Genomic DNA, 21,166 nt, shown 5'->3' on the forward strand with positions numbered 1-21,166 from the left:
TCTGCGTTAAGCATGACTGATTCAAGGTCACCGTTGTGGCAGCTAGCGAAAGGAGCACTGCCTTGAAATTCTCACGCGCAATTGCTACGCGCCTCGTGGTCGATGCAATTCTCATCAATGTGGGCTTGTTATTGGCCTTTGTAGTGCGCTATATCACGATTGTAATCAACGAGCCAAGTTTGGCTGAACGCTTGATTTTGGATTATCGTGACCAATTTTTGAGCACCAGTTGGCTCCTGACCAGCCTTGCCTTGGCTTTGCTGTGGATGTTTGGGGTCTATCACCATGTGCGCAGCTATGCCCGCCGCTTCAAAGTAATGACCTTATTGCAAGCCACCACGCTCGCCCATCTCGCTTATGGATTTAGCTTTTTCTTTCTGCGCTTCTTGCCGTTTGTTCCGCGTGGAGTGGTGGTGCTGAGCTGGGTATTTACTTCGGCGCTGGTAATTGGCATTCGCATTGCCCGCAATGTGGTGTTAGCAGTCGATGCCTTAGAACGCCAAACCCCCAAAACCGATCAGCCGATTAAGCACGTATTAGTCATTGGTGGGGCAGGCTACATCGGTTCGTTAGTGCTGCGTCGCCTGCTCAATCAAGGCTATCATGTACGTTTGGTCGATTCGCTGATGTATGGCGATGGGGCAATCCGCGAGCTTTACAATCACCCGCAATTTGAATTTGTCCATGGCGATATGCGTCACATCGAAACAGTGGTGCGCTCGTTGGTTGGCATGGATGCTGTGGTTCACCTTGGGGCGATTGTTGGTGACCCTGCCTGTGCGATCGATGCCGATTTCAGCACTGAAATTAATTTGATTGCCACGCGAATGCTGGCCGAAGCGTGCAAAGGTTATGGGATTCGGCGCTTTATTTTTGCCTCAACCTGTAGCGTGTATGGCGCATCGGATGAATTGCTCGATGAGCGTTCGGCGCTCAATCCAGTTTCACTCTATGCCCAAACCAAAATCGACTCTGAAAACATCTTGTTGGGCTTGACAGATCACCAATTTGCCCCAACGATTTTGCGTTTTTCAACAATTTACGGCTTATCGCCGCGCCCACGCTTTGATTTGGTTGTCAATTTACTAACCGCCAAAGCTGTGCGCGAGGGTAAAATCACGGTATTTGGTGGCGATCAATGGCGGCCATTTGTGCATGCCGACGATGCCGCTCGCGCCGTTGTAATGAGCTTGAATGCGCCGTTGGCAGCCGTGCGCGGCGAGATCTTCAATGTTGGCTCGGATAGCCAAAACTACACCATCAGCGCCATCGGCGAATTGATCGGACGTTTAATTCCTGAGGCCGAGTTGGTATTACAAGGCAGCGATGTTGATAAACGCAACTATCGCGTTTCGTTCGCCAAAATTGCCAAAGTACTTAATTTCAGTCCTGAGCACACGGTTGAAGATGGGGTGCGCGAGATCGAGGCGGCTTTGCGCGATGGCGCAATTGGCGATTATTACGATCCAGCCTATAACAACCATAAATTCCTGACCAATGTTGATAATGCGCCGTTGATTCGGCTTGAAACACCATGGGCCAACAAACGTGAGTCGATCAAGCAATGAGCGAGCCTGCCGTGGAATTGTTGTTGGCGGCCTGGTCAAGCCAACCAGCCGCCAACCTAGCCCAATTATGTGCTGCTTGTAGCCCAAACGACTGGCAAATGCTCGCTCATCTAGCCGATTATCATGAAGTTGAGGGCTTGCTCTGGTCGGTTTTGCGCCAACAAGCCCTGCCAGCAACCCTCGCCGAACATTGGCGCGAACGCTATTACCTCACGGCGCTACGCAACGATTTGCGGCTCGAAGAATTTCAGCGAATTCAGCAATTGCTCAAAGTCGAATCAATCGAAGTAGCATTGCTCAAAGGCATGGCCTTCGCTCCAACGATTTATCGCGCACTTGGTCAACGTCAAATGGGCGATATTGATTTATTGATTCAGCACGCTGATTTGCAACGAGCTTGTGCGGTGTTATTCGCGGCGGGCTATGGCCTGAGCCAATACACCGTGCAAACATGGCCACAACAGCGTCGTAGCGGTGGCGAAGTTCGCTTGCAAACGCCTAGCGGCGCAACTTTAGAATTACATTGGTGGTTGTTTGCGGGGTTGTGGTCGCGCTGGGCTGGCTTGCAGAGCTATCCAGCTTGGCAAATCCAGCAAGCACACTATCAAACATTCACCTTGCCAGTGTTGGAGCCAATTAGCCAACTGCTGCATACTGCTCATCATCTAGCGATTGGCAATCAATATGGGGCTGGCATTGGTCGCATGCTAGCTGATATTGATCGTTTGATTGCAAGTTATGCATTTGATTGGCAACAGGTTTGGCACGAAGCACAACGTTGGAGTTTGGCGCATGTGCTTTGGGGCGGGTTGCGTTTGACCGAGCAATGGTTTAATTCAGCCATTGAATGGCATTGGCAGCCATGTGCTTGGCGCAGAGCCTTGCTCGAACGCTGCTTGCCAAGCCAAAAACTCTTGCTTGGGGCCGATCCACGGTTGCGGCGTAGGTGGCGTTATGCAATTTTGGCCAGCACTTGGGGCTAAAACATATGATTCGGTTAGCCTATCCATAACTTTACTTAAATGCTAACAGAGAGTGCATAAATTACATTTAATTACACTATCTATATATTTACAAATCCAATCTAATTGAGTAACGAGGACTTATTTTAGGTATAAACAGGTGGCATGGTAAAATAAAACATGATACCCTTACGTATAAGTATAGCCATTATATATTCTACTAACCTAAAATCTCGTCGGATTATGTGGCATGACGTAGCATCTGTTTTCATTATGAGACAGAAAATTATAGGAATTCGATATAGTGAAAGATAGTATTATCCATCCTGTTATAGATTTATTTGCAGGCCCGGGTGGATTAGGCGAAGGATTTGCATCTCTCCTTCATCCCAGAACACCAGATCTGTATGCTTTTAAAACAGCCATTTCTATTGAAAAAGATATGTTTTCACATCAAACACTCAAATTACGTCACTTTTACAGAGAGTTTCAATCCAATGCTGTTCCTGATGATTATTACCATTACCTTGAAAATAGAATTACGCTTGAAGAACTCTATAAACGCCATCCTGTAGAATCAGCTCAGGCAGATCATACTGCATGGTTATGTACCCTGGGTGAAACACCTCATGAAGATGTAAAAAAAAGAATTATTGAAGCACTCAATTATCAGAATAAATGGGTACTTGTTGGAGGTCCACCGTGTCAGGCTTATTCACTGGTAGGCCGATCACGGATGAAAGGTCAAGAGAATTTTGAGAATGACCCGCGGCATTTTCTTTATAGAGAGTATTTACGAATATTAATCGATCATAAACCTCCTATCTTTGTTATGGAAAATGTAAAAGGTTTAATTTCCTCAAAGATTCAAGGTAAATATGTTATCAATGATATATTACGAGACCTTAGCAATCCTTCATCGATTATTGATTCTAAATCATCTGATCTAGAATATAAGCTCTATTCCTTATCACAACCAGGTATTATGAATTTAACTGGTGATCCTAGTGATTTTGTTGTCAAAGCCGAGGAATATGGTATTCCACAAGCCCGACATCGAATTTTCATTTTAGGTATTCGCAGTGATATTGATATCGTTCCTAAAGTATTAGAGAAAGTAAATTTACGTACTACTGTACGTGATGCTATTGGTAATTTACCAGAAATTCGTAGCGGAATATCCAAGGGATTAGATAATAATTCTATATGGTTAGAAACTTTAACAGCTATGACACAGCAATCATGGTTCAAATATGGGAGAGAAAATGGCTTGACAATTTTAGCAGACCATATAGAAATGATTCTCGAGTCGATTAAAGAACAGATATTGGAAAAAGATTCTACTATCTATTCACAACCAGATCATTTTATGGATTGGTTTTATGATGAACGATTAAAGACTTTACTTTCACATGAGGCACGATCCCATATGAAAAGTGACTTACAACGGTATTTTTTTTCAGCTGCTTTTGCCCAAGTGTATAATATATCACCTAAGTTATCTGATTTTCCTAAAGAACTATTACCAGCACATAAAAATATTACTGATGGAATTTCCGGAAAAAAATTCTCAGATCGTTTTCGTGTTCAATTATCCAATACGCCCTCGACAACTATTACATCTCATATCTCAAAGGATGGTCATTACTATATTCATTATGATCCAATACAGTGTCGTAGCCTAACCGTTAGAGAAGCAGCTAGACTTCAAACATTTCCTGATAACTATAAATTTGAAGGAAATCGAACATCACAATATCATCAAGTTGGAAACGCTGTTCCACCGCTCTTAGCCAATAAGATTGCGGCAGTTGTACTCGATATATTAGAAAGAATGGAGTAAATATTTACAGTTTAGAGTGGATTAGGAGTCTAAAAAGGAAACGATTTACAAGTTGATAGTAAATGGTGTCCAAAAAGCGCGGTTGTTATAGTTCAGATATTTTTTAATCAATGCAAGATTAGAAAGGAATCTTGAATGCAAGAGAAGATTTTATCGCCTCATGCCGCATCTTTGAGCCAGTCAATGCGTGATCTAGGATACTCTCTAGAAACTGCCATTGCTGATCTTATTGATAATAGTATAACCGCAGGAGCACGTAATATTCGGATATTCCTAGATATTGATGAGGCAAATGATCCTTGTTTAGTCATCATTGATGATGGTTCAGGAATGAATGAGAATGAATTGATCGAAGCTATGCGTCCTGGTTCACGAAATCCGCGTGATAAGCGGGATAAAGATGATCTAGGGCGATTTGGGCTTGGACTCAAAACAGCTTCTTTCTCTCAATGCAAATCGCTTACTGTAGTTAGCCGAAAAGACCAGAATACATTTGCAGCTTGTTGGGATCTTGATCTGATTACGGCTCGTAATGAGTGGATTGTCACAATTCCAGCTATTGAAGATCTTCTCTTTACTCCTTATATTAAGACATTAGGTTTTCAAGGAACATATATTTTATGGAAAAAACTAGATCGATTTCTAGAAAATAGTATCAATGATAGCAGCAAAAATAATTCTTATGACAAACTATCTATAGTTGAGAAACATTTGGCATTAGTTTTTCATAGATATATAAGTGGTGATTATAAAAGACATAAGATTAATATTGAGATTAATGGACATCCTATTATAGCTTTCGATCCATTCTGTATTTCTAATAAAGCAACACAACTATTACAAGAAGAAATCGTAAGAATTGATGGAAATGAAATCAAGATCCAACCTTACATTTTACCACATCATAGTAAACTATCAAAGAAAGATTATGATTTTTATCGATCACGTGGCGATTTTGTAACTAACCAAGGAGCATATATATATAGAAACGGTCGATTAATGGCTTGGGGTGACTGGTTTAGATTAGTCCCGAAAAGTGAGGCAACAAAACTAGCACGAATTCAAATTGATTTTACAAATGTTCTCGACGAATATTGGACAATTGATATTAAGAAATCTCGTGCACATCCTCCACCTCAGGTTCGAGAAAAACTAAAGCAGATTATTAATCGAATTACTGATCAAAGCAAACGGATTCATATTGGTAGAGGGAATCGTTTATTTGATAAACAATCACAGCCGTTATGGGTTCGCTTTAGTGATAGAGATAAAATCCGTTATGAAGTTAATAAAGAACATGTTCTTATAAATGCTTTTCTCAATAGAATTGGTCCAGATAATGCATCAATACTTAGAGATGTTATTTCTTTAATCGAACGTTCTGTACCACTTGAAGCCATATATGCCGACTATTCTTCTGTTCCACAATCATTTGAGGAAAAAGAGCCAATTCAATATGAGGATTTGAAAAGCCAAATAATGCATTTCCATATTCTACTCACTTCTGATTTCTCAATGGATAAGGAGAATTTCAAAAAAACAATTTTCAGCATGAAACAATTTAATGAAAATCGAGAATTGACACAAAAGATAATTGAGGAGTTACTATAATGACAGATTCAGTAAAAATTAAAGAGGCCGAAAAGTTTTTATCTCAAATTATTCTTTCTCGTGGCAGTAATCTATCTAGTCAAGATATTATTACAATCGTCGAACAGTTTCGTCCTGTATTTCAAGATAGCTACTATCAATTTAAATCAGAGGATTTTAATACACTTATTAGATCGCTAGAAACCCAATATTTTACAACTATGGGAGCAGGTGTATCTCTTATCGATCTTGATATACCTCATGATGAGGAATGGTATCTTAAGCGCCAAATCAGTTGGGATTATGCAGAAGACTATGAGAAATATCTTATTACGCAAGGTTGGCCAACTCGAGTGATTGGCTCAATGGGGTCTGTTACTAACCGAATTCTTGGTCTTCTACAAGACCCGCATAAAGATGGAGATTGGGAGCGAAGAGGATTAGTGATTGGTCATGTTCAATCAGGAAAGACCTCAAATTACATTGGGTTGATTTCAAAGGCTGCTGATGCTGGCTACAAATTTATAATTGTTATTGCTGGAATTCATAATAATCTTAGAACACAAACTCAAGAGCGTATTGATGTAGGATTTATAGGTCGAGATAGTAGGAATAATAATCGCATTGGAGTAGGTCAGTTACGACCTAATCGTTCTATGCCTGTAACTGTTACTACAACTGAAAGCGATTTTAATAAAGCTCTTGCAAATAGATTCGGCATGGAATTAAAATCCCTTAATAATACATTTATACTCGTTATTAAAAAGAACGTAAGTACACTTGGTAGTCTCTACAATTGGTTAAAGGAATTGAATGTACGTCAAGGTATAGAGAAAATCTCTGATATTCCGATGTTATTAATTGATGATGAAGCTGATAATGCTTCTATCAATACTAATAAACCAGAACTAGATCCAACGAGAACAAATAAAGAGATTCGTAGAATACTTAATTTGTTCAAAAAACGTTGTTATATAGGCTATACAGCTACTCCATTTGCCAATGTATTTATTAATCCGGATAATAAAGATGATATGCTTGGTAATGATTTATTTCCAGCACATTTTATTCACTGTTTAGATGCACCAACAAATTATTTTGGGTCAGAAAAGATATTTTCTGGTTATGAATCAATTGATAATATTATTATTAGAAAAATAGATGATGTAGATAAACATATTTCTATAGGACACAAGAAAGATGATTCAATTCAATCTCTTCCACAAAGCTTAAAAAAGGCAATAAATTGCTTTATCCTTAGTAGAACAATTCGTAATATAAGAGGTGATAAAAATAAACATTGCTCAATGATGGTTAATATTTCTCGTTTTGTATCTATACAACGAGAATTCAAGTATCTTATTACAGAATATATTGAACAATTAAAAAATGCAATACGTTTTAATTACAAATTACCAATTGAAAAGGCTTTAAAAGATGAACTTATACAACAAATATTTAAAACCTTTCAAGAAGAATATATTGATTGTGAAACAGAATGGATGGATATATTAGACGAATTGAATGAGGCAGCAAGTCTAATCAAAATCTTGTTAGTTAATAGCAAATCTGATGAAGCACTCAATTATACAACTTATACAAATCAGGGGGATGGGCTTACCGTAATTGTAATTGGTGGTTTAAGCCTATCACGTGGCCTTACAATTGAAGGATTGACAATCAGTTACATTTATCGTAACTCAAAGATGTATGATACGCTGATGCAAATGGGGAGATGGTTTGGCTATCGTGATGGATATGAAGATATATGTCGTATTTACATGTCAGATATTTCGTATGGCTGGTATTGTCATATTAGTGAGGCGACAGAAGAACTTCGGATGCAAGTAAAACGAATGAGTCGTGAACAGAAAAAACCAAGTGATTTCGGACTATATGTCAGAGCGCATCCAGATACATTAATTGTTACAGCACTAAATAAAATGCGTTATGCGGAAAATCGTTCATTCCATATTAGCTATGATGGTAAGCTTATGGAGACCCATATACTACCTGCATCTATTGATAAAAATGAAAGTAATAGATCGTTTTTTAAATCTTTTTTTGATATATTAAGCCAGTCAAGCGCCCCTTATATTGATGCAACTAACTCGCTTTTATTTAAGAATATAAATTGGGAAGATATTCAAAATTTCATTTTTAGCTTTCAATTTCATAACGATTTATCTGATTTGCAAGAAAATATTCCAAAATTTATCAAGGAAATTTCGGATATATATCCTTACTGGGACGTAGCATTCAGATCGTTGTCAGGAAAAGAACCTGAAATAGGTTATATGATCGCAGCACAGGAAAGAGATGTAGGTCATGATACTTCTGGACAACCAAGAAAACCTAGCTCAGAGAATGGTTGGTATACAGGAAATAAAAATAGATTTTCGGGTAATAGTATGTTTAAAATAGGACTAGATGATAATCAAATTATGAGAGCTCAAGAATTAGCAGCTGAGGCATCAAGGAAAAATCCTATCTTTAGTGATTATACAAATGTGAGAGGTAAACCTTTGTTACTTTTACACCTTCTAAATTTAATTGACAGAAAAAAAGATGATCAAGTTATCCAATCATTGGTTCCAGCTATTAGTCTAAGCTTTCCAAATTCAAGCGATGTTCGAACAATAAGGTATGTAGTAAACTCAGTATGGCTCAAACAATTCGAAGAGAATCAATATGATTCTTCTAGTGAGGAAGATGACTATGACATTAATATTTGATCCTTGGGTTGATATGAATCCAGCTCCCAATAGACAGCTCGTTCGTCGTCGTGTTAAAATTGAGGTTGATTTTGCATTATTCTGGATAAAAGATCATGAAGGTCGACCTGGTTTATTAATTGAAATTTCAAAGCTTGTTCCTAATATTTCACTGCAAGAGGCAAAAATAAATATCCGAGATATTTCAGTGGATGTATTTGAATTCAATGATGATAATATAAGAGCATTAGTATTAAAACTTGAACATCGACAAAATCAAGATGTTTTTTTGAAACTATGTCTTGATCTCATTGAAAATATAAAAATACATCACGAGAAATATGATATATTTTATGTTGTCTGTAAAAGATTAAAGAAATGGCAATCATTATTTTCTAGTGGATTAAATAATCTTCTTCCAAAAAATGAAATACAAGGGTTGTATGCCGAATTATATTTTATTGCTAATATGCTTGAAAATAATCTATTAGATAAAAATATATTGATCCAAGGATGGAAAGGTCCAGAAAAAAAGCATCAGGATTTTATTCTTAATGATAGTGCAATCGAAGTTAAATCACTTGCAGGAGATCAGCGTGATAAAGTACGTATTACATCTGAAGATCAGCTCTCTACGCACTTAGGACAGTTATACTTACAAGTTTATTTTTTATCAGAGACACAAAATAATGGTGAGAGTCTTAATACGATTACGAAGAGAATTATTAGTAATCTAAGTGAGGTTGAAATTATAAATTTATTTGAGCTCAAATTAGGAATTGCAGGCTATATTGATATCCCAGACTATGATTTACCTTTATTTAAAGTAAAAGATCATTATACGTATATTATTAAGGATGATTTTCCTAGAATTACAAGAAATCTTTTACCTGAGGGAATCGAATCTGTTACTTATGAACTTGTACTATCAAGCATTGAGAGATTCAGGACTAATAAATTAAACATAATGGAGCAATAATCATGGCATCTTTATCAATGGAAGAATTTTTACATAATTTCCGCCAAGAAATTCTAGCTAATGCAGAAGCAAATATGGATTTCTTGGAAGTTGAATTTACTCAGAACATTGCGGATGAGCTTATCGATTCAGGAGTTATTGATGGATTTGAACTAGGTCATCATCGCCTAGCAAGTGGTGGAATGAAAGTCGATGGATATTGGTTTAACGATAACTCCCTTGACTTATTCATTTCAGACTTTGCTAATCGAGAAACGCTACAGTCACTAGCACGAGCAGAGATCTCACTTATTTTCAAGCGCCTAGAAAACTTTTTTACTGCAAGTGCTGAGAAAAACCTCTATCTTAACCTAGAAGAGACTTCTCACGGTTATGACCTTGCTCGTAATATAGCTGATAGGTGCGGCTCTTTTTCTAAAGTAAATTTCTTTCTATTTTCTGAGCGTGTACTAAGTACACAGGTGAAAGAACTTGAAGATAAACAATATAATTCGTGGAATTTCTCTTATAATATTTGGGATATCTCTCGCTTACACCGATTACAAACTTCACGAGGTGCTCGTGAAGAATTAGAGATAAACTTCGCTGAGATGATTGATCCAGGACTACCATGTCTTCCAGCACATCTGGATTCAGCAACGTATAAATCATATTTGGTTGTAATGCCAGCCAAAATATTGGCTGATTTATATGGAAAATATGGTTCTAGATTATTGGAACAAAATGTTCGTAGCTTCCTTCAGGTAAGAGGAAATGTTAATAAAGGTATTCGTTTTACTATCATGAAAAATCCTGAAATGTTTTTTGCCTACAATAATGGTATTGCTGCAACAGCTAGAGATATTGAAATAGTAAAAACATCTAATGGATTTGCTATAGCATCACTTAAGGATTTACAAATTGTTAATGGTGGACAGACCACTGCATCGCTATTTCATACTAATCGTAAAGATAAGGCACCGCTTGAAAATATTTTTGTACAGATGAAAATATCAGTTATTGATGAAGAAAAAAGTGAAGACATTATTCCTCAAATCTCTGAGTATGCTAATACTCAAAATAAGGTTAACGCAGCAGACTTCTTCTCAAATCATCCATTTCATATACGTATGGAAGAATTCTCACGCCGGCTATGGGTTCCTGCTCAACAAGGCTCACAGCGTGAGACAAAATGGTTTTATGAAAGGGCACGTGGACAATATACCGATGCTCAAGCAAAACTTACACCTACTCAGAAAAAACGTTTTGAGGCAGAGTATCCTAAAACACAGATGTTTACCAAAACAGATCTTGCTAAGTTTGAAAATGTATGGGAGGGGTATCCAATTTCTGTCAATCAAGGTGCCCAAAAAAATTTTGGGCACTATGTAGGACGTATTGGACAAGAATGGGACAAAAATGCAGATCAATTTAACGAATTCTTCTTCAAGCGTGCAATAGCCCGAGCAATAATTTTTCGCAGAACAGAAAAAATAGTTTCAGCTCAGTCTTGGTACAACGGTGGTTATCGAGCAAATGTCGTAGCCTACACCATTGCAATGCTATCTAAAATATGCTCTCGTCAGAGAAAATCTTTTGATTTTCTCAAGGTATGGCATAATCAAGAGATTAATCAAGCTACGGTACAAGCAATAGAGATCACTGCAAAACTTGTATATGATCATATTATGCATCCTACGGGTACTATTTCTAATATTAGTGAGTGGTGTAAAAAAGAAGCTTGTTGGGTAACTTTACAGGAAAAACTATATACTTTAGAAGAACTTCTACCTGAATCTTTTTTTGAAGATTTAGCCTTTACAGATCAATTGGAAAATGAAGCAAGATCTTCAGCAAAAACCCAAAAAATGCTGAATGGAATTGAGGCACAGAAAATAGTAGTTGGAATTCCTGGTGAAACATGGGCATATATTCTTGCAGAGGGTCAAGAAAAAGGACTCTTCTCAGTAAAGGAACAAGGAATACTTCAGGTCGCAGCTCGACTACCTCAAAAGATTCCTTCGGAAAAACAATCTTTAATTTTAATTGATATCCTTGAAAAAGCAAAACTAGAAGCAATTTATCAAAAATAATCCCAACGCAAAGAAGCAATGGTGCTGAATTAATTCAGCACCATTGCTGTTGATTAGGCGCGAGCTGGTTGGAGCGGCTCGTTGGTTGAGCTAGGCTGAGCATTCGGTAAGCTGGCAGCCCGTTTCAAGCGGAGCGAGTTGGTGACAACAAAGACCGATGAGAAGGCCATTGCGCCAGCTGCCAAGAGCGGCGAAAGTTGCCAACCAGTCAGGTTATAGAACAAGCCCGCTGCAATTGGAATACCAATCACGTTGTAAATAAAGGCCCAGAACAAGTTCCAACGAATTGTGGTCATGGTGCGGCGCGAAAGTTCAATCGCCTGCGCCACGCCCACCAAATCGCCGCGCAACAAGGTGATATCGCTGGCTTCGATGGCAACATCAGTGCCTGTGCCAATCGCCACGCCAACATCAGCTTGAGCCAAAGCGGGCGCATCATTTACGCCGTCGCCAACCATTGCCACCAACGTGCCATTGGCTTGCAATTGCTTGATCGTGGCGGCTTTGTCAGCTGGCAGCACATCGGCAATCACTTGCTCAACCCCCGCTTCGCGGCCAATCGCCTCGGCAGTACGTTGATTGTCGCCAGTTAACATCACCACTTTCAGCCCTAATTTACGCAATTGCTGGATGGCGGCTGGCGAGCTAGCTTTGATGGTATCGGCAACCGCTAACACCCCAGCAAGTTGCTGCTCAACCACCACAACCATCGCGGTTTTGCCTTCCGATTGCCATTGATCAATCGTGGTTTGGATGCTGATCAAATCGTAGCCTTGTTCGCGAATTAGGCGTGGGCTGCCAATCACCACCTTTTGTTGATTGACTTCAGCTTCGATCCCACCGCCAACAATTGCTTTGAAGTTACTCGCTTGACCAAGCGTTGCACCACGAGCAGTCGCACCTTGCACAATCGCCTTACCCAGCGGATGCTCCGAGCCGCGTTCGGCAGTCGCAGCAAGGGCTAATAGATTTGATTCATCACCCAAGGCTAGCACATTGGTCAGGGTTGGCTTGCCTTCGGTAATTGTGCCAGTTTTATCGAGCACAATCGTTTGCAACCGCACAGCGCGTTCAAGGCTCTCGGCATTTTTGATCAAGATGCCATGTTGTGCGCCAACGCCTGTGCCAACCATAATTGCGGTAGGAGTAGCCAAGCCCAAAGCACACGGGCAGGCAATCACCAACACAGCCACCGCGAAAATCAGCGATTGAGTAAAGCCAACGCCGCCAACCCAATACCACAAGCCGAAGGTCAGCAAGGCAATCACAATCACAATCGGCACAAACACGCCCGAAATTTGGTCGGCTAAGCGTTGAATTGGCGCTTTGGAGCCTTGAGCAGCTTTAACTAGATTGACGATTTGAGCTAAAGCGCTAGCCTTGCCCACCGCCGTGGCGCGTAATTGAAAACTGCCAGCATTGTTGAGCGTTGCGCCAAACACGCTATCGCCAACCCGCTTTTCAACTGGCAACGATTCGCCAGTGAGCATCGATTCATCAACAGCCGATTGGCCCATTGTGACCACGCCATCAACCGGAATTTTCTCGCCAGGCCGCACAACCACAATCTCGCCAGCTCGTACTTCGGCCACAGCCATTTCAACTTCAACCCCACCCCGCAGCACACGGGCGGTTGGCGGCTGAAGATCGATCAAGGCGCGAATTGCCGATGAGGTGGCGCTTTTGGCTTGGGCTTCGAGATATTTGCCTACCAAAATCAAGGCCACAATCATGGCGGCAGTTTCAAAATAGACGTGGCCACTCAGTTTGAATAGTAGCACCGCCAAGCTAAAACCATAGGCCGTCAGCGAACCAAGGGCAATCAGCGTATCCATATTGGCGCTGCCATGCTTGAGGTTAACCCAAGCACCACGCAAGAAATCGCGCCCACTATAAAACACAACTGGCGTTGCCATCAAGCCAAACAGCCATGGCCAGAGGTTGTAGAAGGCTGGCATATCATGGCCCATACCAGTCATATCGCGGGCGCTGCCCAGCCAAATCGGGCTAATTAAGCTAAAATCGTGCATCATCGAGACGATCATCAGCGGCACACCCAAGATCAACGCCACAATCAAATTGGTGCGTTTGCGCTTAAGTTCGGCCTGACGCGCTTGGGTTTCGCTATCCTCAGCATCGTCATCCTCGCCAGTTTCGATCACCCCATAGCCCGCTTTGGTCACGGCAGCTTTGATCTGCTCAAGGCTTGCTTGATCGGGCAGGTAGCGGATACTTGCGGTTTCGGTTGCCAAGTTAACTGTTGCTTCTAACACGCCATCAACTTTGCGCAAGGCTTTTTCGACCCGCGTGACACAGGCGGCGCAGGTCATTCCGGTGATTGGCAGCGTGCGTTCGGCGGTAATTACGCCATAGCCACCTTTTTCGACCGCAGCAATTAAGTTGGTTGGGCTAACCGCCGCTGGATCGAAGGCCACCGTCGCCGATTCGCTGGCTAAATTGACGCTGGCTTCAGCAACTCCGGCGACCTTCTTCAAATTGCGTTCGACGCGCGTCACACAAGCGGCGCAGGTCATTCCGGTCACTGGCAATGTAAGTGTCTTTGTATCCATACCATACCTTCAGATCTGGTAAGTTAAGCAGGATGGCGGGCTGACGATGCAACCCGACCTAGCCTCGAAACTTAATTTAAGGGAATTGTATTCGTAAATGGCGAAACATCGTAGCCTGCTTCGCTGATTGCGGTTACCAGTTGATCGCGGCTGACTTGCTCGTTGCTTTCGACCTTGACAATTTTGCTCGCCAAATCGACAACGACATTTTGAACTCCAGCAACTGCGCTAACTTCGTTGTTGATCGCATTAACACAGTGTTGGCATGAGATACCTGGAACGTTGAAGCTTTCAGTTTTCATTGCATTACTCCTTATTTAACACCCCCCTACCCAGGGGGGTATGGATAAACGATAACACGCAGTTTTGGGCTTGTCAATCCATGAAAGTATGAATGATGAATTATGAAGGATGAAACGCCAGGCTATGGGGCGGATGGAACATACCGTGTATTTGATTAATCTATTAATTCCTATCGCCAAAAGCCCATAGCCATCCGTCGTGTACCTTCGTGTCCTTCGTGGATCAAACCCGATCTGCTCGTGCTTGACATTTTCGCCATGGTAACGCAGATTGAGCCAGGATTATTTTGATTTAGGTTGATCTATGAAAATTGGCTTTTTGATTGATGATCATATGCACCGCGCTGGTGGCATTCAGGTATATGTTCGTGGTTTGTACCATTATTTTCAAAGCAAAGGTCATGAGGTGGTGATTTTTGCTGGTGGTAGTCAGTTTGATAATAGCAAATTGGCTGAGCGCGTTATCTCGTTGGGTGTTTCGATTCCGACGTATGGCAGCGGTTCAAGCACCTCACTGCCAATCTGTATCGAATCGAATCGCCGCTTACGCGAGATTTTGGCCGAAGAGGCTTGCGATGTTTTGCATGTTCAATCGTTGCACTCGCCGACATTGAGCGGGCGACTTTTAGCAAATTCCAAGGCTTGCCATGTTTCAACCTTTCATATTCGGGTTGATGAGGCGTGGAAATTACAGGCCTTGCGTTTGGCAACCTCACTTGGCCCCGATTTATATCGCCATATCCATGGACGAATCGCTGGCTCGCAGGCGGCACTCGAAACGGCGCAGGCAATTTTTGGCACCAAAGCCGAATATACAATTATTGCCAGTGGCATCACGATTGATCGCTTTGATGCAGCGGTGAATTTGCCACGCTTGCATCAATATAACGATGATAAAATTACGCTCTTCACACTTGGCCGCTTGGAGCAACGCAAGGGCGTAGAGTATCTGCTGCGGGCTTATGCCTTGCTCCAAAAGGATTATCCCAACCAATTGCGCTTGGTGATTGCTGGCGATGGGCCATTACGCGAAGAATTACAAGCCTTGGCAGCCCAATTGCACTTGACCGATGTCGAATGGCTGGGCTATGTGACCGATTTAGCCTTGCCGCATTTGATGGCGAGTGCTGATATTTTTTGTGCACCAGCGATTGGCCAAGAGAGCTTTGGCTACGTATTGGTTGAGGCCATGGCGGTAGGTTTGCCAATTGTGGCGGCAGCTAATGCAGGCTATGCGGGAGTTTTAGCCAATCATCCAGGTAATTTAGCAGTGCCGCCACGCGATCCACGATCAATGGCTGGGGCAATTGCCAGTTTTATTGCTAGCCCTGCTGCTCGCAAACACCTGCGCCAATTAAATCTACAAGCAGCCAAAGGCTATAGTTGGCAAATGATTGGCGACCAAATTATGGAATTCTACAAAAAAACAATGGCCCAAACTGTGCAATAGTACCAAGAGCCTAAGCAGTTTTTTGTGTAGTTTGCATAACAGGTGCTTAATAATCTTGTGCTATAGTATGGCTATGCCAACGGTGGCAACGAACCCCAATGTGGTGGATTCTAACGATGAGCTATCTAGAGGAGGCGCATATGCGTTCCCATGATTATTCAATCGAAGAAGCCGCCGGATTAATGCAGCTCTCCGAAGATACCGTGCGGCGTTGGGTTAGCAAAAAGTTGATTGGCTCGTATCAACTTGGGCGTGGCTGGCGAATTTCCGAAGACGAGATTCAGAATATTTTGACGGCACGACACGAAATGGAGCAAGAACGCCAATTTGCCCCAAGTGCAGCCTAAGTTCCAAAATATCCTTGCAGACAACACAAATCAGGCTGGATTCTTAGCGAATCCAGCCTGATTCATTATTATTTTCCACAAAAAATAGTTATATATCATGATTGTATAATCAATTACCAATTTCGGATGAATTAGCGATCAAGTAAAATCCAATAATAAAATTCAAGAAAATAGAGATAACCAGGAATAAAGATATATTTGTTGATGTTATATAAATATGTCCAAAGTTTATAAAAATTATTGGAATAATACTAGAATTTAAAATAATCCATAAATAACTTTTTTTAATATATCTTCTAAGCATTATCCATTGTGTAAAGCTAAATATAAATGCCATACTTGTAACTGCAAAAATAGTATAATCGGTTCTCATTCCTCTAAAAACATTTGAAGGATTAGTTTGAATTTGAGGTATATCCAGAGATTCATAAATAGATTGAACTGTTATAGCTCCGAAGGGAGATATGATAAGCCCAATGATTGTGGCTAATATCCAATATTTGCCATCACTTCTCCACATAATGGTTAATAAATCCCACAATGATATCCAACGTTTTCGATGAATAAGCCACTCTCCACAATAGCGGCATTTCTGTGCTCCAGCAATAATATTTTCTTTACAATAAGGGCATGTTATTACATTTTCCATCCCACTATCCTTCCATAGTTAGAAATAGAATCTATTGCACTTTCTACTCAAAGGTAGTTTTAATCGAAATTCGATTGATAGTAATTATGGCTGAATATTCAGGGCAATAAAGGTATAGTTCTCGCATTATAACATGTGTTAGGGAAATGTATATACAATATTTCATATCAAACAATAGGAATTTCTAGTGGAGAAGCCCTTATTGTTATCAACTTTAAAATTTGATGCGGCCATATCGATTTTGTAGATCTATTTTGTGGCGATATGCACGGCAACCGCACCAAAACCAAGTTGCTTCCACGTCACATCGCGCCAGCCGCATTCGGCGATAATCTGGGCTAGCTCAGGTGGTTGCGGAAAGATCGAAGCTGATTGGGGCAAGTAGGTATAGGCGCGATTGTTACCACCAACAATACTGCCAATAATCGGCACAATGTTGTTGAAATAGAACTGATGGCCCCAACGTACCAAGGGATTTTTAGGCCGCGCAACTTCCAAACATGCTAATTTGCCCCCTGGCTTGGTTACCCGTGCCATCTCGCTAAATGCTTGGCGAATATCCACAATATTGCGCATGGCAAAGCCTGTTGTCACAATATCGAATGCCTCATCCTCGAAAGGCAAGTGCATGCCATCGCCATTGATAAAGCTATGTCCAAGCGTATCTTGCTCGCGTTTGGCTTGACCAGCTTGCATCATCGCCAAGGTAAAATCCAGCCCAACGACGTTGAGCTGGGGCATGGCTTGTTGCAAAATCGGCAGAAAATCGCCAGTGCCCGAGCCAACATCCAAGGCCCACATCGCTTGCGGCTGTTTGATGCGTTTGGTTGCCCAACGTCGCCAGCCTTGATCAAGCCCAAACGTCATTAGCCGATTCATCAGATCATAGCGTTGGGCAATTGCTGTGAACATGGCATTGACATAGACCGCCTTCTGATCGGATTGTGGCAAAACTGACATTATTCAAGCTCCAAGCCAGCCCATTGCTGGTTACTATCAAGCTCAGGGCTTAGCCCCAAGGCGACTAAAGCGCGGGCCGCTACAAAATCGACCACCTCGGCAACTGTGGTTGGGCGAGCATAGAAATTGGGCATTGGCGGCACAAGTCGCACGCCACGTTGCGCTAAACGCAGCATATTTTCCAAATGCACGCTCGATAGCGGCGTTTCACGCGGGACGACGACCAAGCGCCGTCCCTCTTTTTGGGTTACATCGGCCACCCGCAGCAGCAAATTGTTGGCAAAACCAGCCGCCAAGGCCGCAACTGTGCCCATCGAGCAGGGCACAATCAGCATGCCATAGACCGGATACGAACCGCTAGCAATCGTCGCCGCTTGATTATTGGGATTATGCTCGGTGATCAGGCCTGAAGCCTGCCAACGCGCCACGGCTTCAGCCCAAGGATAGCCTTGTTCTTGTCGCCAAACGATCCGAGCTGATGACGTAGCAATCAACTCAATCGGGTGTTCCAACGCGATCAAACGCTCGATCACCCGATCGGCGAGGGCTGCTCCACTCGCACCGCTAACCCCAACCACCACTGGCAAACGCTTACTCATCGTCCCATAGCTCCAATAATTCGCGCCATTCGTTTTCAAGTTCCTCGCGGCGGGCAGCATAGTAGATATGATCCACGCCATCTTCATCGCGATAAACGAGATCAACCTGTGAGCGCATTGGCCGCATATAGCCGATATTGCCCCACCAACGTACTGAAGCCTCGTCGATTGGCAGATCTTCAAGGAACATGCGTGCAGCATATTCGCGAACTGTGCCTTGCTCCAGATCTTGGTCGCGCCATGGGTCGCTGACCTCGCCGCTGCGCAAATTGCGGAAGCGGAACGAGCGGCCAAAATCGCTTTCTTCCATCGACACAACTTCGATGCCAGTAGTTGGCGGCTTGACCCGAATCAAATTGAGCCAAGCTTCGGTCAATTTGGCGCGAGTTACATCGTTGAAGGTTTGAAAATCTTCATCTTCTTTATTTTTCATGGCCAGATCAAAGCGAATTTTTTCATCGTTGCCGTAAATTCGCCAAAGCCCGCCACGGCCTTTCCAACGATATTTGCGATCGCCCCAAGGCATCCAATCATCTTCGCCATCGGTTTGCTCATCGTCGATCGGCGCAGTAAAGCCACGTGGCGCACTGATTGGTGCATGATCATCGTTGACATTCAGATCAACGCCAAAATTATCGTTGATGCCAAGCAATGAACGCCAACCTTCGCCAAGCCCCCATTCAGAAACGCCATAGAAAATATGGTCGATCACGCCTGAGGCATCGCGATGAATCAGATCGTATTTGGTGCGATTGCCTTGTTGGAAGGTACGCCATACGCCGAGCCGCCCATACCAACGCACATCTTCGTTGAGGTCGATTTTGGCATCGCGCAATTCTTCGTGGCGAGCGATGGCATAGGCCCACAAACCTTGGGCACGATCACGCTCAACCCCAGTGGTGGTGCGCAAATCACGTACTTCATAGGTCCAAACTGCGTTACGTTTTTGCTCGCTAACAATCTCGACCCCAGAGCGTGGCAATTCCAAATCTTCGCCATTATCGAGTGGTGACATGGTGCTACGCACCAAAGCGCGGCGGGCTAATTGCAATAATTCTTCGCGATTCGCGACATGGGTTTGATCGTCGCGGCGCACATAAACCGAGCCATTGCTTGCGACGTAAGGCGGCAATTCATCAGTTTTAACTTCGACCCGCACCACATCGCGTTCTTGATATTGCATTAATTCTAGGCTGAGGCTGGGTTGAGGATCAAGATGTTGGGCTACGAGGTGCTTAATTTGCTCGCTAATTACGGTTGGCGAGACAGTTTGCTCGCCATCAGTCCCGATTAACAAAACTCCACCATCGGCGTTAGCGAGGGCAGCTATATCGTGCCAAGCTTGCGCCAAATACTCCTCGGTTGCCGGACGGGCAATTAAGTGGCGCGAATCGCCATTCAGTCGCACGTTATCAATCTCCCATTGCTTTTGGTCGCGGCGTGGCACGCGAACCTTATCGATTTGCTTGCTATTGAACAAAGCTTTGAGCGCATCGAACGAGGCTTCGGGCAATAAGGCCTCAAAATAACGATCGCCTACGCCATAGACTTTTTTGCTTTCTGGGTCATCGGCATCAGCCCGACTGATGCGATGGGCATCGGAGCCTTGGATGCAAAACATTGGCCGTTCGTAATAGCTATGTTGGCCATTATAAAAATTTGGGCTGAGGTAGCTCTCGTGCGAGGCATAGAAATGCACAAATTCTAAGGCGTGCAAATAGGGGCTTTGGGTGGCGGCAACCCGTGATTGACCGCTATTGCCAAAGCGAATTGACTCGCTAACGACACCCGCATGGGCATTGACATGGGCGGCGATCACAATCCCGCCAGCGCGATGAATAATTTCGTAGGCTTCGGTCACATGTTTGGTGTTGGAGATAGAGCACGAGCCAGCTTTTAATTCTTGGGCGGGAATCCCCAATTGCAACAAAACCGCTTCGAGCACACTTAATGGGGTAGTCGGGGCAAAAAGTGCCAAAATATGCGAGCCATAATGGCTAGTAAACTCAAAACCAGGCAGCACCGTCAATTGGGCTAGCAATTGTTGATATTCGCCGTAGCGTTCGCGCTCCTCGGGCGTACAGCGATCGGCTTGGACAAAACGTTCGAGTAAGGCCAGTTCATCGCGAAATTGTTCATAGCCGCGAATCGTATTGTGGTCGGTAAAGGCAATAATATCGAGTTGGTGGGCGGCAGCAGCCCGCAAAATATCGAGATAACTTACCTCTGGTTCAGCATAATCTTCAGATGCTGGTGTATGGATATGTAAATCTAAACGCATCCATCGCTCGGAAATCGCAGATACCTGCTCATCGCTAAAGGTCATTTTCCGTTTTACTCCATCAAGATCAATGTTTTTATTTCGCCAAAAACTCTCGACTTCTCAAGCCGATTTTGCCCGTCATGATACCTCAATCTGCTCAGAGCAGCAATTTACTTAAAATTGACCAATCGATCGCAAATATGTTCTACTGTTTCCCGTGAAACCATTAATTTCTCGCTATTTTGGCTTAGTTATCAAGAAGTTATCCACAGCATGTGGATAACTTTGGTTAATTGCT

General features: G+C 42.7%; 15 protein-coding genes. 9 read left to right on the plus strand and 6 right to left on the minus strand.

The genetic code is table 11. The features are described from left to right. The first annotated feature begins 62 nt into the window (after positions 1-62). The 7 genes from LCH85_24630 (at position 63) to LCH85_24660 (ending at position 11,728) form a co-directional block, all read left to right on the plus strand. Complete coding sequence (locus LCH85_24630; protein ID MCA0355192.1) at positions 63-1,568, plus strand: NAD-dependent epimerase/dehydratase family protein; 1,506 nt, start codon at positions 63-65, stop codon at positions 1,566-1,568. Beyond that, positions 1,565-2,551: a nucleotidyltransferase family protein gene (locus LCH85_24635; GenBank protein MCA0355193.1), complete on the plus strand. Its 987-nt coding sequence runs from the start codon at positions 1,565-1,567 to the stop codon at positions 2,549-2,551. The genes LCH85_24630 and LCH85_24635 overlap by 4 nt, the downstream gene beginning before the upstream one ends. A gap of 283 nt (positions 2,552-2,834) precedes the next feature. Further along, complete coding sequence (locus LCH85_24640) at positions 2,835-4,373, plus strand: DNA cytosine methyltransferase (protein ID MCA0355194.1); 1,539 nt, start codon at positions 2,835-2,837, stop codon at positions 4,371-4,373. A gap of 135 nt (positions 4,374-4,508) precedes the next feature. Beyond that, entirely contained in the window at positions 4,509-5,984 is a 1,476-nt protein-coding gene (locus LCH85_24645; GenBank protein ID MCA0355195.1) for an ATP-binding protein, read from the plus strand. Beyond that, positions 5,984-8,698 (plus strand): Z1 domain-containing protein, encoded by a 2,715-nt coding sequence (locus LCH85_24650; GenBank protein MCA0355196.1) that lies wholly within the window; start codon positions 5,984-5,986, stop codon positions 8,696-8,698. The genes LCH85_24645 and LCH85_24650 overlap by 1 nt, the downstream gene beginning before the upstream one ends. Then, on the plus strand, positions 8,682-9,656 hold the full coding sequence (locus tag LCH85_24655; protein ID MCA0355197.1) for a PD-(D/E)XK motif protein: 975 nt from the start codon (positions 8,682-8,684) through the stop codon (positions 9,654-9,656). The genes LCH85_24650 and LCH85_24655 overlap by 17 nt, the downstream gene beginning before the upstream one ends. Positions 9,657-9,658: 2 nt before the next feature. After that, entirely contained in the window at positions 9,659-11,728 is a 2,070-nt protein-coding gene (locus LCH85_24660) for an AIPR family protein (GenBank protein MCA0355198.1), read from the plus strand. A 53-nt stretch (positions 11,729-11,781) separates the two neighbouring features. Here LCH85_24660 and LCH85_24665 read toward each other — a convergent pair whose 3' ends face one another. Together LCH85_24665 and LCH85_24670 are read right to left on the minus strand one after the other, a co-directional pair. Continuing rightward, positions 11,782-14,298, minus strand: coding sequence for a heavy metal translocating P-type ATPase (locus tag LCH85_24665; protein ID MCA0355199.1), 2,517 nt, complete (start codon positions 14,296-14,298; stop codon positions 11,782-11,784). 71 nt (positions 14,299-14,369) lie between these two features. Beyond that, positions 14,370-14,600 (minus strand): heavy-metal-associated domain-containing protein, encoded by a 231-nt coding sequence (locus LCH85_24670; protein MCA0355200.1) that lies wholly within the window; start codon positions 14,598-14,600, stop codon positions 14,370-14,372. Positions 14,601-14,904: 304 nt separating this feature from the next. Here LCH85_24670 and LCH85_24675 point away from each other — a divergent pair, with 304 nt between their 5' ends. Beyond that, positions 14,905-16,050: a glycosyltransferase family 4 protein gene (locus tag LCH85_24675; GenBank protein MCA0355201.1), complete on the plus strand. Its 1,146-nt coding sequence runs from the start codon at positions 14,905-14,907 to the stop codon at positions 16,048-16,050. 140 nt (positions 16,051-16,190) lie between these two features. Then, on the plus strand, positions 16,191-16,397 hold the full coding sequence (locus tag LCH85_24680; GenBank protein MCA0355202.1) for a helix-turn-helix domain-containing protein: 207 nt from the start codon (positions 16,191-16,193) through the stop codon (positions 16,395-16,397). A gap of 109 nt (positions 16,398-16,506) precedes the next feature. On the opposite strand, the gene LCH85_24685 is transcribed toward LCH85_24680, so the two are convergent. The 4 genes from LCH85_24685 to LCH85_24700 form a co-directional block, all read right to left on the minus strand. Next, positions 16,507-17,046 (minus strand): zinc ribbon domain-containing protein, encoded by a 540-nt coding sequence (locus tag LCH85_24685; protein MCA0355203.1) that lies wholly within the window; start codon positions 17,044-17,046, stop codon positions 16,507-16,509. A gap of 249 nt (positions 17,047-17,295) precedes the next feature. Then, the gene (gene ubiE, locus LCH85_24690; GenBank protein ID MCA0355204.1) at positions 17,296-18,006 is read right to left on the minus strand and encodes a bifunctional demethylmenaquinone methyltransferase/2-methoxy-6-polyprenyl-1,4-benzoquinol methylase UbiE; all 711 of its coding nucleotides are present in this window, start codon (positions 18,004-18,006) and stop codon (positions 17,296-17,298) included. Continuing rightward, a complete protein-coding gene (locus LCH85_24695) occupies positions 18,006-18,605 on the minus strand; it encodes a UbiX family flavin prenyltransferase (GenBank protein MCA0355205.1) in 600 nt (199 codons plus the stop codon). The genes ubiE and LCH85_24695 overlap by 1 nt, the downstream gene beginning before the upstream one ends. Continuing rightward, positions 18,598-20,931, minus strand: coding sequence for a putative DNA binding domain-containing protein (locus tag LCH85_24700; protein MCA0355206.1), 2,334 nt, complete (start codon positions 20,929-20,931; stop codon positions 18,598-18,600). Before LCH85_24700 ends, LCH85_24695 begins: the two co-directional genes overlap by 8 nt. Between the last annotated feature and the right edge of the window lie 235 nt (positions 20,932-21,166).

It is taken from the genome of Chloroflexota bacterium, assembly GCA_020161265.1.
Classification (GTDB): Bacteria; Chloroflexota; Chloroflexia; order Chloroflexales; family Herpetosiphonaceae; genus Herpetosiphon.

Bases quoted from the DNA above. Each gene is read 5' to 3' on its own strand.
- LCH85_24670 (MCA0355200.1), bottom strand. From the start codon at position 14,600: ATGAAAACTGAAAGCTTCAACGTTCCAGGTATCTCATGCCAACACTGT.
- LCH85_24660 (MCA0355198.1), top strand. From the start codon at position 9,659: ATGGCATCTTTATCAATGGAAGAATTTTTACATAATTTCCGCCAAGAA.
- LCH85_24645 (MCA0355195.1), top strand. From the start codon at position 4,509: ATGCAAGAGAAGATTTTATCGCCTCATGCCGCATCTTTGAGCCAGTCA.
- LCH85_24635 (MCA0355193.1), top strand. From the start codon at position 1,565: ATGAGCGAGCCTGCCGTGGAATTGTTGTTGGCGGCCTGGTCAAGCCAA.
- LCH85_24665 (MCA0355199.1), bottom strand. From the start codon at position 14,298: ATGGATACAAAGACACTTACATTGCCAGTGACCGGAATGACCTGCGCC.
- LCH85_24680 (MCA0355202.1), top strand. From the start codon at position 16,191: ATGCGTTCCCATGATTATTCAATCGAAGAAGCCGCCGGATTAATGCAG.
- LCH85_24655 (MCA0355197.1), top strand. From the start codon at position 8,682: ATGACATTAATATTTGATCCTTGGGTTGATATGAATCCAGCTCCCAAT.
- LCH85_24650 (MCA0355196.1), top strand. From the start codon at position 5,984: ATGACAGATTCAGTAAAAATTAAAGAGGCCGAAAAGTTTTTATCTCAA.
- LCH85_24695 (MCA0355205.1), bottom strand. From the start codon at position 18,605: ATGAGTAAGCGTTTGCCAGTGGTGGTTGGGGTTAGCGGTGCGAGTGGA.
- LCH85_24700 (MCA0355206.1), bottom strand. From the start codon at position 20,931: ATGACCTTTAGCGATGAGCAGGTATCTGCGATTTCCGAGCGATGGATG.
- ubiE (MCA0355204.1), bottom strand. From the start codon at position 18,006: ATGTCAGTTTTGCCACAATCCGATCAGAAGGCGGTCTATGTCAATGCC.
- LCH85_24685 (MCA0355203.1), bottom strand. From the start codon at position 17,046: ATGGAAAATGTAATAACATGCCCTTATTGTAAAGAAAATATTATTGCT.
- LCH85_24675 (MCA0355201.1), top strand. From the start codon at position 14,905: ATGAAAATTGGCTTTTTGATTGATGATCATATGCACCGCGCTGGTGGC.